Annotated in this window: 20 protein-coding genes and 3 pseudogenes; 9 read left to right on the plus strand and 14 right to left on the minus strand. The window is 51.4% G+C overall.

Annotated features, from left to right (window positions below; all coding sequences use genetic code 11):
• Positions 1–18 precede the first annotated feature (18 nt).
• From IB212_RS11975 to IB212_RS12000, 6 genes and pseudogenes are all read right to left on the minus strand, one after another.
• Complete coding sequence (locus IB212_RS11975) at positions 19–855, minus strand: antitermination protein (RefSeq protein WP_041909748.1); 837 nt, start codon at positions 853–855, stop codon at positions 19–21.
• A complete protein-coding gene (locus IB212_RS11980; protein WP_041909747.1) occupies positions 856–1,155 on the minus strand; it encodes a DUF1364 domain-containing protein in 300 nt (99 codons plus the stop codon). It abuts the gene before it with no gap.
• Entirely contained in the window at positions 1,152–1,748 is a 597-nt protein-coding gene (locus IB212_RS11985; protein ID WP_041909745.1) for a DUF1367 family protein, read from the minus strand. The genes IB212_RS11980 and IB212_RS11985 overlap by 4 nt, the downstream gene beginning before the upstream one ends.
• 71 nt (positions 1,749–1,819) lie before the next feature.
• Positions 1,820–2,011 carry a hypothetical protein gene (locus tag IB212_RS11990; protein ID WP_041909743.1) on the minus strand — a complete coding sequence of 64 codons (192 nt, stop codon included), beginning with the start codon at positions 2,009–2,011 and terminating at the stop codon, positions 1,820–1,822.
• A gap of 555 nt (positions 2,012–2,566) precedes the next feature.
• Entirely contained in the window at positions 2,567–2,899 is a 333-nt protein-coding gene (locus IB212_RS11995; protein WP_155963352.1) for a hypothetical protein, read from the minus strand.
• Positions 2,900–3,117: 218 nt separating this feature from the next.
• Positions 3,118–3,835, minus strand: a pseudogene (locus IB212_RS12000) (ATP-binding protein).
• Positions 3,836–3,946: 111 nt separating this feature from the next.
• On the opposite strand from IB212_RS12000, the gene IB212_RS12005 reads away from it, so the two are divergent.
• From IB212_RS12005 to hslJ, 5 genes are all read left to right on the plus strand, one after another.
• Complete coding sequence (locus IB212_RS12005; RefSeq protein WP_255344339.1) at positions 3,947–4,384, plus strand: tyrosine-type recombinase/integrase; 438 nt, start codon at positions 3,947–3,949, stop codon at positions 4,382–4,384.
• Positions 4,385–4,538: 154 nt separating this feature from the next.
• Positions 4,539–5,939 (plus strand): cytochrome ubiquinol oxidase subunit I, encoded by a 1,401-nt coding sequence (locus IB212_RS12010; RefSeq protein ID WP_188245590.1) that lies wholly within the window; start codon positions 4,539–4,541, stop codon positions 5,937–5,939.
• The gene (gene cydB, locus IB212_RS12015) at positions 5,939–6,949 is read left to right on the plus strand and encodes a cytochrome d ubiquinol oxidase subunit II (protein WP_041909739.1); all 1,011 of its coding nucleotides are present in this window, start codon (positions 5,939–5,941) and stop codon (positions 6,947–6,949) included. Before IB212_RS12010 ends, cydB begins: the two co-directional genes overlap by 1 nt.
• Positions 6,949–7,077, plus strand: a complete 129-nt coding sequence (locus IB212_RS12020; RefSeq protein WP_008501283.1) for a DUF2474 domain-containing protein — start codon at positions 6,949–6,951, stop codon at positions 7,075–7,077. Before cydB ends, IB212_RS12020 begins: the two co-directional genes overlap by 1 nt.
• Before the next feature lie 126 nt (positions 7,078–7,203).
• Complete coding sequence (gene hslJ / locus IB212_RS12025) at positions 7,204–7,641, plus strand: heat shock protein HslJ (RefSeq protein ID WP_041909737.1); 438 nt, start codon at positions 7,204–7,206, stop codon at positions 7,639–7,641.
• On the opposite strand, the gene IB212_RS12030 is transcribed toward hslJ, so the two are convergent.
• Positions 7,642–7,908: a DUF333 domain-containing protein gene (locus IB212_RS12030; RefSeq protein ID WP_028013313.1), complete on the minus strand. Its 267-nt coding sequence runs from the start codon at positions 7,906–7,908 to the stop codon at positions 7,642–7,644.
• A 271-nt stretch (positions 7,909–8,179) separates the two neighbouring features.
• Between IB212_RS12030 and nifJ the strand changes: the two genes are divergently transcribed.
• Entirely contained in the window at positions 8,180–11,704 is a 3,525-nt protein-coding gene (nifJ, locus tag IB212_RS12035) for a pyruvate:ferredoxin (flavodoxin) oxidoreductase (protein ID WP_041909735.1), read from the plus strand.
• Positions 11,705–12,093: 389 nt separating this feature from the next.
• Positions 12,094–13,233 carry a porin OmpC gene (gene ompC / locus IB212_RS12040; RefSeq protein WP_028013315.1) on the plus strand — a complete coding sequence of 380 codons (1,140 nt, stop codon included), beginning with the start codon at positions 12,094–12,096 and terminating at the stop codon, positions 13,231–13,233.
• 332 nt (positions 13,234–13,565) lie between these two features.
• On the opposite strand, the gene IB212_RS12045 is transcribed toward ompC, so the two are convergent.
• The 6 genes and pseudogenes from IB212_RS12045 to IB212_RS12070 all read right to left on the minus strand — a co-directional run.
• Entirely contained in the window at positions 13,566–13,643 is a 78-nt protein-coding gene (locus tag IB212_RS12045) for a hypothetical protein (RefSeq protein WP_223239581.1), read from the minus strand.
• A 68-nt stretch (positions 13,644–13,711) separates the two neighbouring features.
• Positions 13,712–14,134: a GFA family protein gene (locus IB212_RS12050; protein WP_041909734.1), complete on the minus strand. Its 423-nt coding sequence runs from the start codon at positions 14,132–14,134 to the stop codon at positions 13,712–13,714.
• 3 nt (positions 14,135–14,137) lie between these two features.
• Positions 14,138–14,335 (minus strand): hypothetical protein, encoded by a 198-nt coding sequence (locus IB212_RS12055; protein ID WP_028013317.1) that lies wholly within the window; start codon positions 14,333–14,335, stop codon positions 14,138–14,140.
• Positions 14,336–14,399: 64 nt separating this feature from the next.
• A complete protein-coding gene (locus IB212_RS12060; protein WP_041909731.1) occupies positions 14,400–14,828 on the minus strand; it encodes a VOC family protein in 429 nt (142 codons plus the stop codon).
• Positions 14,829–14,923: 95 nt separating this feature from the next.
• Positions 14,924–15,268 carry a DUF1294 domain-containing protein gene (locus IB212_RS12065; protein WP_041912004.1) on the minus strand — a complete coding sequence of 115 codons (345 nt, stop codon included), beginning with the start codon at positions 15,266–15,268 and terminating at the stop codon, positions 14,924–14,926.
• A gap of 128 nt (positions 15,269–15,396) precedes the next feature.
• Positions 15,397–15,480, minus strand: a pseudogene (locus tag IB212_RS12070) (ABC transporter); the annotation flags it as partial.
• Between the two features lie 71 nt (positions 15,481–15,551).
• Between IB212_RS12070 and IB212_RS12075 the strand changes: the two are divergent.
• Both IB212_RS12075 and IB212_RS12080 read left to right on the plus strand, forming a co-directional pair.
• Positions 15,552–15,656 (plus strand): annotated as a pseudogene (locus IB212_RS12075) (site-specific integrase); the annotation flags it as partial.
• 297 nt (positions 15,657–15,953) lie between these two features.
• Complete coding sequence (locus tag IB212_RS12080) at positions 15,954–16,628, plus strand: SOS response-associated peptidase (protein WP_188245589.1); 675 nt, start codon at positions 15,954–15,956, stop codon at positions 16,626–16,628.
• Positions 16,629–16,679: 51 nt separating this feature from the next.
• Here the strand turns inward: IB212_RS12080 and cspF are convergent, their stop codons facing one another.
• Positions 16,680–16,892 (minus strand): cold shock-like protein CspF, encoded by a 213-nt coding sequence (gene cspF / locus IB212_RS12085; RefSeq protein ID WP_071993719.1) that lies wholly within the window; start codon positions 16,890–16,892, stop codon positions 16,680–16,682.
• Between the last annotated feature and the right edge of the window lie 173 nt (positions 16,893–17,065).

Consider the following 17,065-nt stretch of genomic DNA (forward strand, 5'->3'; position numbering starts at 1 on the left):
CTTTGCGTTGCTAAAAACCTAAACTTTGCTCTTTTCTTCCGTTGTACTGGTTGCTCTATGAAATTCATTAGCTGCTTTCTCCTCCTCGTGCTGGCAGATGCTTACCAACACCTTAAGAAATGGCTTCCAGTTACGAGTCCATGTTCTGACGTGTAGATCCGGAACGCGATTCAGTATCGCTTTATAGGCCGCAGTAGACGGTACCGCAGAGAATCCGTTCCCACTGCAGCGCTCGCAGGTTTTAAACACTGGCGCACCGCATTCGCTTGTGGCCTTGCGGTCGAGTACCTCTCCTTTACCACCACACCGACAGCGGGAGCTAATCGTTCCTCTGCCTTCACAAGCATCACAGACAGCAGGCACAACCTCTGTTACCTCTGTCCACTGCTCCCAATCAGACGGACGAACGGCACGAGAACGACTGGCCCAGTATGGCGCTTTACCCCATGGGTACGAAACCTTACGGGTGACCTGCTCGCGGGTTGTTCGTCCGGTACCACTGCAGCTGTGACACGTCACGCTGGTCGCCGCCGAGCGGGAATAATCAGCAAAGGCAAATTGTGCCAATATCTGCATACACCAACCTAACTGCCCACCAGCTGCTTTGCGAACATTCTTCGGTGCAGTGTCCATCGCATATCGTGCCAGCGCCTGAACTGCGAGCTGTTCATCCGTTTTGCTGATCCCGGCCTTTCCGAAGAAAGCAGTCAGGCCGAAACGTGCGCGGCTGCTGGTGGTACCAATGGCTGCCATAACATCAGTGCCGGTCAGCCGATCCTGAGAGGTTCCTTTTACGTCATCGCTGATGTGCATGCCCTGAGGGCTAAAATGTTTCAACGCCGATTCAAGTTTCATTTAGCGTAACCCCTCATCTCGCCAGATTTTTTGTGTGCGAAGAATACCTTCAGCGTGCATAAGCCGAAGTTCTTCATAGGTGTATTCTTTGGTTTTAACGCGACCGTCGATCACGTCATGACAGGCGTTGCAGGAAATAGCGCCCTGTTCATCGTCGGGTTTGCATCCGGTACCACACGTACCCGCGAGCCGGTAATGTGCGAGGCACGAAGTCTCGGGATTGTGGTTACAGATACCAGGAATGCGAATTGTACATTCACGCCCACGGGCCGTTTTGCGAAGGTCTGGTTTCTTCTTCACGCCGCGAACTCCAGCAGCTGCATGGCTACGTTGTCGGCTTCCTGATAGTTACGGAATTTTTTAAACAGAATGGTGTTCCACAGGACGTTAAAAACTGCCTTGTAGACCTGGAAGAATTCAGCCTCTTTCATGTTGGCGAAAGAGATTGATTTTGCTTCGCGGCGGCGGGTGCCATCAGGAAGGATAAACTCGTCGTAGAAACCCGCCTCGATGATGGCCCACTTTCTGAAGGCCTCGAAGGATTTGGTAATTGCCGCCTCTTTTGTTCGCCACTGCCCGTGGGTTTCGTTGTAGACCTTTTCAGTTTCTAAAAGCAGATCGTCATTGCCGGCCATCGAGATCAGGTAACGAACGTACCCATGTAGATACTCTTTTTCAGCGGGGGTTATCGCCCCTCCGGTGGGTGTCCAGTATTCGAACCCAAGATTGAGCAGCGCGAAGAAGCGTTTGTGAAAGAGATAGTTTCGGACAAGCTTAACGTCGCAGTTAAGCCACACGCCGATTTTAATACGTCGCAAAAAATCGCTGGCCTCGGGCGTTGCCGTGGTCAGGGTGGTGGGTGAAGATTTAAAGAGTTGTATAACCTGTGCCATCGTTCTCTCCGGTGGCACAGTGTTTCAGCAGGGTTGTTCAGACCCGACTACTATTATAAATCATTAGTGTATCAGTCGTCATCTCCTTGACGCTCTTCGGGGGCAACAAGTTTTCGTGCCTCATCGATCAGCGCCAGGCTGGCAACAAATTCGTCAGGACGCATTACAAACCCATCTTTGAAGGAACCATCTCGATTTCTGCGAATGACCAGCGACCTGTCGCTGTCGTGTATACCCAATATAAGATGATCTGGAATGTACACCCGCTTCTCCTGTTCTCTCAGAGGTAGTCTCTTTGTCTTCCTCGCGCGTCCTGACTTGTCATTTTCTGTAAGCACTGACTAATAAGCCGGTTCTCTGTACGGCTCTTAACTCACGAGATAAAAAATACTGTATACGCATACAGTAGTCATTTACACCCATTTACACAGACTTTTGACCGGTGATAACTAATTCATTTAAATGATTAATTTACGACCACCATAATTGGAAAGTAACAAACCTCTTTCAGAAACCTATATTATTCATTGAGTTACCATAACTTTGGGAGCCCCTACTTTTTTGGGTAGGTGATAAATAATCCAAACAAAATTAATAGCCTGCTACGTATGTCAAGCGCGTGCAGTATGATTGAGGCTCAGAGAGGCAAATCAAGCTTCAACGGCATGATGGCAGGGTCTTAAGGTCATTAGTTGCTAAGGTGTATATTTATATACATTTGGTGGAAGTGCCCACAAAGCTTATCGCGCTCTAATGAGGACGGCCTAGCGGGCGCTGATTTGTCACATCAACTGGACATTACTGGTATCAACGAAAATTCATTTGGGTTGATTTTTGGGTTCCCAATATTCGTCTTGAACATTAGCCCAGCAATCACCTCCGCTATCTCTGTCTCGATAGGCATATGCTTTTGCTACACGGTTAGCTGAAGACGCAACGTAGGTCTTATTGCTCTTAGTAGCTAATTTAATTCTTGCTTCCGCTTTGCTTACAAGTTCTGGGCTAGGAGCTTCTTCATCGAAGTAGCCACATAATAACCCAGCATAGCCGTTTTCAAGTTTAGGTAATGGTTTTGAACTGGCGGGTTCCTTTGCAATCGCTGGCACTGAACAGATTGCTGCTAAAAAAATAGCTAATGCTTTAATTCTCACTTTGATCTCCATTCAAATCGAAATTTTTTACGAGTCCAACAATATAAATACATACTAAAATGTAACTTCAAGCTCATGAACATACTCAAGGTTCTAAGACAGTTTATACTCTTACTACCCTTTTATTAAAGAATATATTGATTAAAATCTTGTTTTTGCCGAGGGGTAATAAATTACATCATAACGTTCGTTATATGATTTTACTTTGGGAAAAATTATCAGCGACAGCCACGATAGCTTGGCCAATCGAAATTCACCCACATCCCCCCCCATTCGAAGACGATCAAGCGCCCTCTCCCCTATAGTCTGCGTTAATTCTACTTCCTTAAGATTGGTCAGCACCCCAACGGGTTTAAGCATTGCCGTTCGTCGATCAATGACCTGATGCAAAATGACCTTTTCGTATTGTGAGTACATCTGTACGCCAACTTCATCTAGAACCAGCAAATCGACGCGCGACATCTTCTCCATCAGCTCGGCCTCTGATTTTCCACTACTGAACCCCGCTTTGAACTCGGTCATGAGGTCAGCAACGGTAATAATCAGAACGCTTTTGTGCTGAGCTAGGAGAGCATTTCCTATCGCTGCAGCAAGATGATTTTTACCCGTCCCAGGGGTGCCACTGAAAACGAAACATGCACAGCCGGATCCGAAATTAGTCAGCCAGGATTTAGCCAAAGACAACGCTTTGCGCTGGCCATCATTCACTACCGAATAATTTTTGAACGTGCAGTTTTGATAACGTTCACGAATGCCCGAGCGCCCGAATGTCTTTTCTAACCTGGTACGGCTATTCTCCTGGTTCAGTTTTTCTGAGTGCTTGCGCGCCTCCTCCTGTTGCCATGCCATAAGCTCCTCAGCACTGGAGAACTTGGGCTGTACTCCGGCAGGGACAATTTTCTGAAGCCGTTTTAACACGTCAGCCATATCGCGCATGTTCACCCCGTAAAGCCGTCAGGAATTGAGCTATCTGGTTTTGAAACGCTGGTAATGTCAGGTCGGCTTGTCTGAGCCATGTTGAAATTGTTAGGCGGGTATATCCTAAAGATGAAATTTAAGGATATTAAGGACGGGTATTTATACGTCGAGCAGGGTAAAACAGGTGCGAAGCTCGCCCTTCCCCTTTCTCTTCGTTGCGAGGCAATTGGCCTCTCACTTGTAGAAGTCGTTGATAGATGTCGAGATAATGCACTGAGTGCCTACCTTGTCCATCATGTCAGAACGACGAAGAAATACAGGTCAGGCGATCCAATCAACAAAGCCACAGCGAGCACCATGTTCGCACGTTGCCGTGACCATGTCGGTATTGTTCCACCCGTAGGAAAAACCCCGACGTCGTTCCATGAACAACGCTCTTTGTCGGAACGTTTGTACGAAAAACAGGGGATCGATACTCAACAGTTGCTGGGGCATAAATCAGCGGCGATGACTGAGATGTATCACGATGAACGCGAGGATGGATGGACGTTTATTGCTGCTCAGTAAGTGTGCAGTTTTGGGGAAGAGTTTTGGGGGGATTTTGGGGAAGAGGTTGTTTGGCGAGAAAACTGTTATAGGTAAATAGGTCAGGTCTGTTTCTGCAACCCAGAGCTGGCGCGGCTTAAAATGGCATCGACATAATTACATCGCGGAGTTTTGCATGTTTGGTTTGGATGCTTTTCACCTTGCGCGGATACAGTTTGCCTTTACCGTATCCTTTCACATTATTTTCCCGGCCATCACTATCGGCCTGGCCAGCTATCTGGCCGTGCTCGAAGGGCTGTGGCTGAAAACAAAAAATCCGGTCTGGCGCTCGCTGTACCATTTCTGGTCGAAGATTTTTGCCGTCAACTTTGGCATGGGCGTGGTCTCCGGGCTGGTGATGGCCTACCAGTTTGGCACCAACTGGAGCGGCTTTTCGCAATTTGCGGGCAGCATTACCGGCCCGCTGCTGACCTATGAAGTGCTTACCGCCTTCTTCCTCGAAGCCGGGTTCCTCGGCGTGATGCTGTTCGGCTGGAATAAAGTGGGGCCAGGGCTGCACTTCTTCTCCACCTGCATGGTGGCGCTGGGCACCATTATCTCAACCTTCTGGATCCTCTCCTCGAACAGCTGGATGCAGACCCCGCAAGGCTACGAAATCGTCAACGGACAGGTGGTACCGGTGGACTGGTTCGCCGTGGTATTTAACCCCTCCTTCCCCTACCGCCTGCTGCATATGTCGATTGCGGCATTCCTGAGTAGCGCCCTGTTTGTCGGTGCATCCGCGGCATGGCATCTGCTGCGCGGGAATAATACCCCTGCCATTCGGGCGATGTTTTCGATGGCGCTGTGGATGACGCTGATTGTTACCCCCATCCAGGCCCTGGTTGGCGATATGCACGGGTTGAACACCTTAAAGCATCAGCCCGCCAAGATTGCCGCTATTGAAGGCCATTGGGAAAATCCGCCAGGCGAGCCTACTCCACTGCTGCTGTTTGGCTGGCCTGACATGGAGCAGGAGCGCACCCGCTTTGGAGTGGCGATCCCGGCGCTGGGTAGCCTCATCCTGACGCACAGCCTGGATAAACAGGTCCCTGCGCTAAAAGAGTTTCCAAAGGAAGACCGTCCTAATTCCACCATCGTCTTCTGGTCGTTCCGCATTATGGCTGGTTTAGGGATGCTGATGCTGCTGCTTGGGGTAGTGGCGCTTTGGCTGCGTTATAAAAAGCGGGTTTATTCTTCGCGTCCGTTCCTGTGGTTTGCGCTGCTGATGGGGCCATCCGGGCTGATTGCCATTCTGGCCGGATGGGTCACCACCGAAGTCGGCCGCCAGCCGTGGGTGGTCTACGGACTCCAGCGAACGAAGGATGCGGTTTCAGCCCATGGTGACCTGCATATGAGCGTGAGCCTGCTGGCCTTCTTCGTCGTCTATACCTCGGTATTCGGCGTGGGCTACAGCTATATGGTGCGCCTCATCCGAAAAGGCCCGCAGCCGCATGAATCGTTCGCCACCGAGTCCGATGGACGCCCGGCGCGCCCGCTTTCTGCCGTCACAGCTGAACATAAGGAGCAGCCATAATGGGTATCGATCTTTCCATTATCTGGTTTGTCATCATCGTCTTTGCCACGCTGATGTATATCGTCATGGACGGGTTTGATCTGGGAATCGGTATTCTGTTCCCGGCAACACAAAACGCCGACGATCGCGACGTGATGGTCAACAGCGTCGCACCGGTCTGGGACGGCAATGAGACCTGGTTGGTGCTCGGCGGTGCCGCCCTGTTCGGTGCATTCCCACTGGCCTATGCGGTGATTGTTGATGCTCTGACCATTCCGCTGACGTTAATGCTGATCGGACTTATATTCCGCGGCGTGGCGTTTGAATTTCGCTTTAAAGCCACGCCAGCCCACCGTCCTTTCTGGGATAAGGCGTTTATTGGCGGTTCCGTTCTGGCGACCTTTACCCAGGGCGTGACGGTAGGTGCCGTCATTAACGGCTTTAGCGTCACTGGCAGAACGTATACCGGCGGACCGTTTGACTGGTTTACCGCGTTTAACCTGTTCTGCGGCGCGGGTCTGGTGGTGGCCTACGCGCTGTTAGGCTCAACCTGGCTGGTGATGAAAAGCGAAAATGCGCTGCAGCAGCGAATGCGTGAAGTGTCGAAAACGCTGTTAATCGTGCTGCTGGCGTTTATCGCAGCGATCAGCCTCTGGACGCCGCTGGCGCACACGGCCATCGCGGCGCGCTGGTTTACGCTGCCGAATCTGTTTTATCTGCTGCCAGTCCCTGCCCTGGTCGTCATGTTTAGCTTCTATCAGTGGCGCTGCCTGAGTAATCCTGACAGCCATGCTCGGCCGTTTATTCTGACGCTGGGGCTAATATTTCTCGGCTTTAGCGGGCTTGGGATCAGCATTTGGCCGCATATCATACCGCCGTCGATCACCCTGTGGCAGGCCGCCGCGCCGACGCAAAGCCAGGGCTTTATGTTGGTGGGCGCGCTGTTGATCATTCCCGTTATTCTGGTCTACACCTTCTGGAGCTACTACGTATTTCGCGGCAAAGTTCAGCCTGGGGAGGGTTATCACTGATGCAACAACCTGTCTGGAAAAGATTGCTGTGGCTGGCCATTATTTGGGGCGGCAGCGTACTTGCGCTGGCAGCAGTCAGCATGCTCTTTCGCATGCTGATGACGGCTGCCGGGTTTAAATCGCATTAAACTTCATTCCGGGCAGCCCTGTGCTGCCCGGCACCACCCCGCACTTTCAGATAAACCCCATTAACGCACCGCAGAGTATCGTTACACTGGTAAAAGATTCACAGAATTTATTATTTGAGAAGAAAAATGAAAAAGCTCATCGCGTTAAGTGTTATCAGCCTTGTCCTCAGCGGCTGCGTTAATCCGGGCAAAGCATCCGTTCAGCCGGATCAGCTGAAGAGCCACCGTTTTGTTCTGGAAAACGTGGACGGCAAATCCGTGAAGGGCATGACAACGCAGCCTGAGATCGTTTTTAACGCGCTTCCCGACATTAGTCTCATTGATAACATTAGCGTTTCGGGCCAGATGTGTAACCGCTTCAACGGGCAGGGAAAGCTGTCCGAAGGTGAGCTAAAAGTGAAAACGCTGGCGATGACCCGCAAACTTTGTACCGAACCACAGCTTAACGAGCTGGATCAGGCCATTGGCGACATGCTGCGCAAAGGGGCGCAGGTCGACCTGACTGAAGACCAGCTGACGCTGGCGACGGCCGATAAGACGCTGATGTTTAAGCGAGCAGAATAATCAGTAGCTACCGCAGCTTCCAACGGCAAGCGACTGTTCACTACAGCGTTTGCCGTTTGGCAAGGCGCACATCCCAATAGCCGAACCATCAAGCTGGCGGGCAACAGACAGTGAGCCGCCAATCATGGCGCAGTTGGCCTGGCCTGAACTGGACATTGCCGCTTTCATTCCCGGCGCCACGTGGGCCGCCGTGGCCTGCTGCACAGGTTCACTGCTACATGCCGACAACAACAACGCGGCACACCCTACCCAAAATGCTGAACGCATGCTCTCTTCCCCGTAATTAGTGCGAAACCTAAGCATAATAGGCATCACATCCCGTGTCGTCGAGAGCGGAAGTGCGTATTTATGCGCCGCTGAAACAATTTCTCGCAATTTTTTCGCCCTAAGTTTGATCTAACCATTGATGGTGGGAATACCGAGGACACAAAAGCGAAAATCGTAAAACCCCCTGTTTGCTAGACTACACAGATAATATTCAGGGTTTGTCGCCTTATGACAGCCCCCTATTTTTTGCGCAATGTAAGGGTGTCGTCCTATGCAAACTATTGACGGTAATGGTGCAGTTGCCTCAGTCGCGTTTCGCACCAGTGAAGTTATCGCCATCTATCCGATCACGCCGAGTTCCACCATGGCCGAACAAGCGGATGCCTGGGCCGGGAACGGGTTAAAAAACGTCTGGGGCGATGTCCCGAGAGTGGTTGAAATGCAGTCTGAAGCGGGTGCGATTGCTACGGTCCACGGAGCGCTGCAGACTGGCGCGCTTTCCACCTCGTTCACCTCCTCTCAGGGATTGTTGTTAATGATCCCAACGCTGTACAAACTCGCGGGTCAACTGACCCCCTTCGTCCTGCACGTCGCGGCGCGTACGGTGGCCACCCACGCACTCTCAATTTTTGGCGATCACTCGGACGTGATGGCCGTGCGCCAGACCGGGTGCGCGATGCTGTGCGCCAGCAGCGTTCAGGAAGCGCAGGACTTTGCCTTAATTTCGCATATCGCCACGCTTAAAAGTCGCGTTCCGTTTATTCACTTCTTTGATGGTTTCCGTACCTCTCACGAAATCAACAAAATCGTCCCGCTGGCGGACGAGACTATCCTGGATCTGCTGCCACAGGCGGAAATTGACGCGCATCGCGCCCGCGCCCTTAACCCGGAACATCCGGTAATTCGCGGGACATCAGCAAACCCGGATACTTATTTCCAGTCACGCGAGGCCACAAACCCGTGGTACAACGCGGTTTATGACCACGTCGAGCAGGCAATGAATGACTTTGCCGCCGCAACCGGACGCGAGTACAAGCCGTTCGAATACTACGGCCATCCGCAGGCTGAGCGCGTGATTGTGCTGATGGGATCTGCTATCGGCACCTGTGAAGAAGTCGTTGACGAGCTGCTGACCCGCGGCGAAAAGGTCGGCGTGCTTAAAGTGCGTCTTTACCGCCCGTTCTCGGCTAAACATCTGCTCTCTGCCCTGCCGGAAAGCGCGCGTACCGTGGCGGTGCTCGATCGAACCAAAGAGCCTGGCGCACACGCGGAACCGCTGTATCTTGACGTGATGACCGCCCTCGCTGAAGCCTTTAATAACGGCGAACGTGAAACGCTACCGCGCGTTATCGGCGGTCGCTATGGCCTGTCTTCCAAAGAGTTTGGCCCGGACTGCGTGCTGGCCGTGTTTAACGAGCTAAGGGAAGCGAAACCTAAGCCGCGTTTCACGGTCGGCATTTATGATGACGTAACGAATCTTTCCCTGCCTTTACCTGAAAATACCCTGCCTGCGACAGCCAAACTTGAAGCGCTGTTCTACGGCCTGGGCAGCGACGGCAGCGTCTCGGCCACCAAAAACAACATCAAGATCATCGGCAATTCAACCCCGTGGTACGCGCAGGGTTACTTCGTCTACGACTCCAAGAAAGCCGGCGGTCTGACCGTTTCTCACCTGCGCGTCAGCGAGCAGCCCATCCGCTCGGCCTACCTTATTTCTCAGGCCGACTTTGTTGGCTGCCATCAACTGCAGTTTATCGACAAGTACCAGATGGCTGAGCGCCTGAAGCCCGGCGGTATTTTCCTCCTCAATACGCCATACAATGCGGATGAGGTCTGGGCGCGCCTGCCGCAGGAAGTACAGACGGTGCTGAATCAGAAAAAAGCCCGATTCTATGTGGTTAACGCGGCGAAAATCGCCCGCGAATGTGGCCTGGCCGCGCGTATTAATACCGTCATGCAAATGGCCTTCTTCCATCTGACCAATATCCTGCCGGGCGACAGCGCGCTGGTGGAACTTCAGGGCGCCATCGCCAAAAGCTACAGCAGCAAGGGGCAGGAGCTGGTAGAGCGAAACTGGCAGGCGCTGGCGCTGGCGCGCGAGTCGCTGTTCGAGGTGCCGCTGCAGCCGGTCAATGACGCCAGCCCGAATCGCCCTCCGGTGGTATCGGATGCCGCACCTGATTTCGTGAAGACCGTCACGGCCGCCATGCTGGCCGGGCTGGGTGACGCCCTGCCCGTCTCTGCGCTGCCGCCGGACGGAACCTGGCCGATGGGCACCACCCGCTGGGAAAAACGCAACATCGCCGAAGCGATCCCCATCTGGAAAGAAGAACTCTGTACCCAGTGTAACCACTGCGTCGCGGCCTGCCCGCACTCGGCCATTCGCGCCAAAGTGGTGTCACCGGAAGCAATGGAAGATGCCCCGGCCAGCCTGCACTCTCTGGATGTAAAATCCCGCGACATGCGCGGCCAGAAATACGTTCTGCAGGTCGCACCGGAAGACTGCACCGGGTGTAACCTGTGCGTTGAGGTCTGCCCGGCGAAGGACAGGCAGAACCCGGACATCAAAGCCATCAATATGATGTCGCGCCTTGAACACGTTGAAGAAGAAAAAGTGAATTATGACTTCTTCCTGAACCTGCCGGAAATCGATCGCAGCAAGCTGGAACGCATTGATATTCGTACCTCGCAGCTGATCACGCCGCTGTTCGAGTACTCCGGCGCATGCTCCGGCTGCGGTGAAACGCCGTACATTAAGCTGCTTACCCAGCTGTACGGTGACAGGATGCTGATTGCCAACGCCACCGGCTGCTCGTCTATCTATGGCGGTAACCTGCCCTCCACGCCGTACACCACCGATGCGAATGGGCGCGGTCCGGCATGGGCAAACTCGTTATTCGAGGATAACGCCGAATTTGGCCTGGGCTTCCGACTCACCGTTGACCAGCACCGCGCACGTGTGATGCGCCTGCTTGAACAATTTGCCGATAAGATCCCGGCTGAACTTAACGCGGCGCTACACGCAGAAGCCACGCCAGAGGTTCGTCGCGAGCAGGTAGCTGCACTTCGCAGCGCACTCAAGGGAATTGACGGCGCTGAACAGCTTCTGACCGACGCTGACGCCCTGGTCGAAAAATCGATCTGGCTGATTGGCGGTGACGGCTGGGCTTACGACATCGGCTTTGGCGGGCTGGATCATGTGTTAAGCCTGACCGAAAACGTCAACATTCTGGTTCTGGATACGCAGTGTTATTCCAATACCGGTGGGCAGGCATCGAAAGCCACGCCGCTGGGCGCCGTCACGAAATTTGGTGAACACGGTAAACGCAAGGCACGTAAGGATCTCGGCGTGAGCATGATGATGTACGGCCACGTTTACGTCGCGCAAATCTCGCTGGGGGCGCAGCTTAACCAGACGGTGAAAGCCATTCAGGAGGCTGAAGCGTATCCGGGGCCGTCGCTGATCATTGCCTACAGCCCGTGCGAAGAGCATGGCTACGACCTGGCCCTCAGCCACGATCAGATGCGTCAACTGACGGCCACCGGCTTCTGGCCGCTCTACCGGTTCGATCCACGCCGTGCGGACGAGGGCAAATTACCGCTGGCGCTGGATTCACGTCCGCCGTCAGATGCCCTGTCAGAGACGCTGATGCAGGAACAGCGCTTCCGCCGTCTGAATGCGCAACAGCCTGAGGTGGCAGAACAGCTCTGGAAAGACGCCGCAGAAGATCTGCAAAAACGGTATGACTTCCTGGCACAAATGGCGGGTAAAGCCGAAAAATCAACCAGCGACTAACTCCACTGCCCGGCTTGTCCGGGCATTTTTTTGGCATAAAAAAAGCCCGATGTCTTCACACCGGGCTAATCCAGATAATTAATGAATCTCTCTTTAGTTTCCCAAATGACATTCACGATAATTATGGATAAATAATCTTAAAGGCATATAACGCCGCAGAGATTACCTGATTTAATCACCAATTAATAATTTTTATTTAATATGAATCATTTTTAATCATTCACCACAACAATGATCATTTCCGCGGATTTATTCCTTTGAGATTTTACTCAATTAGTAACAATTATATTTTATTACTCTTTCACAGGAGTGATTTAGCATGGGACAACTTTCGGTTTCAGAAAGTTCAACAGGCAATCAAATAAAAACAACTGCAAAGGAATATCACGATGCAAAGAAAAGTACTGGCTCTGATGATTCCAGCTCTGTTAATGGCTGGCGCCGCGCATGCGGCAGAAATTTATAATAAAGACGGCAACAAATTAGATCTGTACGGAAAAGTAGATGGTCTGCACTATTTCTCCGATGATGCCTCAAAAGACGGCGATCAAACCTACATGCGTCTGGGTTTCAAAGGTGAAACGCAGATTAACGACATGATGACCGGCTACGCGCAGTGGGAATATAACATTCAGGCGAATAACACCGAAGGGTCTGATAATCAGTCCTGGACGCGTCTGGCCTTCGCGGGTGTTAAAGTGGGTGACTACGGTTCCTTCGATTATGGTCGTAACTATGGCGTGCTGTACGACGTGGAAGGCTGGACCGATATGCTGCCTGAGTTCGGTGGCGACTCTTACACCTATGCGGATAACTTTATGACCGGCCGCGCCAACGGCGTGGCAACCTACCGCAACACTGACTTCTATGGTCTGGTGCAGGGTCTGAACTTCGCGCTGCAGTATCAGGGCAACAATGAAGATGCCAGCAACAATCAGGAAGGCACCAACAACGGCCGCGACATGCGTTATGAGAATGGCGACGGCTTCGGTATTTCAACCACCTATGATTTCGGCATGGGGTTCAGTGCCGGTGCCGCTTACGCTTCATCTGACCGTACAAATGACCAGGTAAGCGCAGGTACTGGCGCTGCGTCTCAATATGCGGGGGGTGATAAAGCGGATGCCTGGACTGCAGGCCTCAAATATGACGCAAATAATATCTACCTGGCGGCGATGTATTCTGAAACCCGTAATATGACGCCGTACGGTTCAGGTGATAGCAAATCAGGCGGCGGTATTGCCAACAAAACTCAGAACTTCGAAGTGACCGCACAGTACCAGTTCGATTTCGGTCTGCGTCCGGCCATTTCTTACCTGCAGTCTAAAGGGAAAGACCTGGGCAACGGTCAGGGCGATCAGGACCTGGTTAAATATGCGGACGTAGGCGCGACCTACTATTTCAACAAGAACATGTCCACCTACGTTGATTATAAAATCAACCTGCTGGATGAAGATGACAGCTTCTACAAAAACAACGGTATCAGCACCGACGATGTCGTTGCATTAGGCCTGGTTTACCAGTTCTGATGGTCAGAGCCCGCAGCGTCATGCGGGCTCTCCTTTTTTTGATGTTTGTCTCACAACAGCGCTTTATCGCGATATTGTTGAGGATAAGTTGAAAGAAAGCGGGTTAGACTGCGCCGATATCCCCCTCTTCATTAAGGATAACTGCGTTGTTTGGTCGTATATCCGTTACCATTCTGACACTTTTAGCATGCTTGTGGATGGCGTTAATCTTTGATTTTCGAGATATTGTCGGGCATCTCGGCACGCTGCTAAACCATCTGGATCACCATTAACAGTGAATCCCAGAAAAAAGCCACCAGCAGTGCCGGTGGCGGTCATACGCATTTCGAGCGTTATTTTTTCACGGGTTGAGGTTTTTTATCCCCTGATTCCGGGGCCTCACGCGGATCGTCTTTTTCTACACAGAGCATAATTTCTCCTGTTTTAAGAACCCACTTCCCACTATAGCCAGGCTGATAAAAAAAAGGCCAGGCGGTAATTAATCTTGATTGGTCTCTTTTTTGCGAAACGAGAGATAGCCAAAAACGCCGCTTTCGCCGTCGCTCGGATGGTTTACGCCATCCATCACCGTCACTTCTGGGAAATCAAACGGCGACACATTTTTAAAACAGGCCACATTGACGCCGTATTCATTTGGGTTAGAGCGACGCTGATGGAACGTGTAAATCCCGCAGACCGAGCAGAAGAAATGCCGCGCCGTCCCCGTGTTGAACCGGTACTCCGTCAGCTTATCCTCACCTCTGGTCACGGTGATACCCGACAGCGGTGCAGAGACCACAACCGCGCCCCGCATACGGCAAAAAGAGCAGCTGCAGCGCCGCGCGGTATTCAAGCCGTCAGTCAGTTCGACGGTAAAAGCCACCGCACCACAGTGGCACTGTGCATGACGAATGTCAGCCATTGGCTATACCCCTTTTCTTACCAGTTCGGCAGCTTTGAGAAAAACCTCATCTTCTACACCATCGCCTTTCTGCCTGCCCAGCCTGACAAGTTCGTTGACAATGCTGTCACGATCGATCGTTTTTTGCGATGAAACCAGCCCTATAACGGCAGCCCCAATCGCCAGCCCCACTAATCCTGTTTGTTCGTCTTTGTTCTTCATACTCATGCTCCTGATACAACAAACAAGCGTAGCAGGATTTTTCAGACCGTTTTCAGGCGTTTTACTATTTCGCCTGGATCGCTGTTATTCCGACACGCTGGCCGTATGAGAGCTCTAAGGTATTACCGTCAGGGTCGGCAAAAAATACATAATAGCCGACGGGGTCACCCAGATCTTCCGGCGCTTTCCTCAACACCCCTTCTTTAGCGGCCATCGCGGTTTTTCTGTCAATTTCTTCGCGCGTGGCGCAGGCAATCCCAAGGTGGCCAAAATGCCCCAGCGGCGTATCGGTCACGGTGTCCGCCTGCACCAGAACCAGCGCAAAAGGACGCGTATGGTCAGTTAGCCACGCCACTTTACGGGCAGTTGGAAGATCGGGCTCACGCGAATGGATGACGTCCATCCCGGCATATCGGCGATAGAAAACAAGGCTCTTCTCCAGATCCCTGACCATAAACGCAACATGAGTGAATCCTACATCAATGTCTTTCATTTTAAGATGTTACTCCTGTATCAACATGTCGTAGCCATCTTAAAAGTTCAAGTTAACTTGAGGCCAACGGTGAATTTGTGCGGTCCTGATGATGTTCAAAAAAGAATAAAGGGACAGAAATGATAAAGCGCCGCCGTGGCTAAAATATTCACGACGATGCTCAGCAAAAACCAGGTTTTGAAGGGTTGCTTCTGCGTTTTATGGCGAAAGAGCTGTTGGCCCAATATGGCGCCTGGCCACCCTCCCACAGTACCAAACGTCAGTAAAGTGACTTCCGGTATCCTGCGCATCGCTTTTCGTGCCGCCGTTTTGTCGACACCATAAATCGCTATCGTCAGCATATTAATCAGCAGAAACCACATGGCAAAAGGATACGAGGAAAAAAAGCTGCCAATCGCAGCGAAGATCAGCAGAACAAAACAAAAGCGATTCAATGTCATAGGGTCAGTCACGGAATATGTAAGCGTATGTCGCGAAAGCATTATACGCTATCTTACGCATGTATCCGGTCAGGTGCTATCAGCCCGCTTTTGCATGCGGGCCTCAAAATGAATGACCTCTTCGACGCACCGAATTGCATTTTGTGAAGCTTCGCATACGCGCCGTCATGAGCAAGCAGTACCTTATGGCTTCCGCGTTCAACGATAACGCCGGTTTGTTTTGGTCCCACCTCTCCCGGATAGCGAACAGAAAGCCGACTACGCTTTATTAGCTGTTGCGCAGAGTGTAAAACGTGCTGGCATTCGCCGCCGGAATCCGTACCATACGCGGCATACTTTTGCCTGCTGGCTATTATCTGCCGGCGCTAACCCGTCTTTCGCCGCTACTGGCTCCGAAGGTAGTAATAAATGCAAGAAAATCAACCAAATACAATTAAAGAGCAATACAACCTGAATAAGCTACGCTGATTTTGCCAGCTCATTGATATCATTTTTTTATCAATACATTCAATTAGTTATAGCATAGCATCTTCCCCCTAAAGCTACCCATAACTACATTTTTAGTGCCCTTTTTTTGCCCCTATTCCGCAGTTTTGCCCCCAAATTTGCCCCTAACTTTACCCAGTGCGCACATCTTTTTCTCCCTGCCCTATACTTTTAGTCTGACATCTGGCTGGAGGTTTCTGTGTGTGGGCGTTTTGCACAAGCTCAAACGCGTGAAGAATACCTGGCTTACCTGGCCGATGAAGCCGATCGCGACATCGCATACGACCCTGAGCCTATTGGACGTTACAACGTGGCGCCAGGTACCAAAGTTCTGTTGCTGAGCGAACGTGACGAGCAGCTGCATCTCGATCCGGTCCTGTGGTCTTACGCGCCCGGGTGGTGGGATAAAGCACCATTGATAAACGCGCGTGTCGAGACAGCGGCCACCAGCAGGATGTTCAAACCTCTCTGGCAGCATGGCCGGGCAATCTGCTTTGCTGATGGATGGTTCGAGTGGAAGAAGGAAGGCGACAAGAAGCAGCCATATTTTATTCACCGGGCAGACGGTCAGCCGATATTTATGGCCGCGATCGGCAGCATACCGTTTGAGCGAGGCGATGAAGCAGAAGGTTTTCTGATAGTAACATCTGCCGCTGACAAAGGCCTAGTGGATATTCACGACCGCCGGCCCCTGGTCCTATCGCCAGAAGCGGCCCGGGAATGGATGCGCCAGGATGCTGGAGGAAAAGAAGCGGAAGAGATTGTATCTGACGGCTCTGTACCAGCTGAGATGTTTGTCTGGCATGCTGTGACCCGTGAAGTAGGAAATGTAAAAAATCAGGGGAGAAAATTGATAGAACAAATAGATATATAATCTGATGTACTTTTGATGTGTACTTTATATTTGGTTTAATATTATCTCCCTTTAAGAAAGAAATATATTTGCAGCCATCGGACCACTAAGCCCATTTATACGATAAAATTCAACACGAACGCCAAGTTTTAACGTTTGGCTTTCATTATTACTAAATGCGGAAATATGTAAAAAAACATCTTTCCTGCCATCTGATGGGATAATCAATCCCTTTCCGCTCTTGAAGTCAAAACTTTTGACAATTCCTGTCATTTTACGAGACAAATATTTTCCTAATGGCAATCCAGATTTGACTATACAGGATTGGTTAATAATAGCCAAACCTATTTTATTGGACTTCCGGAAGGCTAAAATAAAATTTGCTTAATCTTTCAGCACGTGCCTTAATGGTTTGGCTGATTCATTGCGATGATGAATCTAACTTTTCCAAAAGCCGT

The sequence above is a fragment of the Enterobacter sp. E12 genome, from assembly GCF_014596715.2.
Classification (GTDB): domain Bacteria; phylum Pseudomonadota; class Gammaproteobacteria; order Enterobacterales; family Enterobacteriaceae; genus Enterobacter; species Enterobacter bugandensis.